The following is a 211-nucleotide window of genomic DNA, read 5'->3' as shown; positions in this document are numbered from 1 at the left end:
AAATCACTTTGAACCTGTTGAATTCGCTCAATATTCGTTAATGTCCGAGCCTCTTCAATCTGATTCAACATTTTAAAGGCCAACAAGTGCAGTTCATGCAATCGCTCAGTCAAATCAAGATCGACCTCCACCAGTGCATCTAGCGCCTGATAAACTTGCGATTTTTTATTCGATTCTAATAAGTCATAAATATGCGTGACGTTAGCAACAG

Annotated in this window: 1 protein-coding gene; it reads right to left on the bottom strand. The window is 39.3% G+C overall.

Translation table 11 applies throughout. From position 1 onward, the window contains the following. Positions 1–211: hypothetical protein (locus IQR33_RS29000; RefSeq protein WP_193844271.1), on the bottom strand; the 211-nt coding region annotated here is incomplete at both ends.

It is taken from the genome of Vibrio sp. OPT46, assembly GCF_015163535.1.
Classification (GTDB): domain Bacteria; phylum Pseudomonadota; class Gammaproteobacteria; order Enterobacterales; family Vibrionaceae; genus Vibrio; species Vibrio alginolyticus.
Note: the sequence above shows the minus strand (reverse complement) of the source record. Positions and strands in the feature narration are given on the sequence as shown.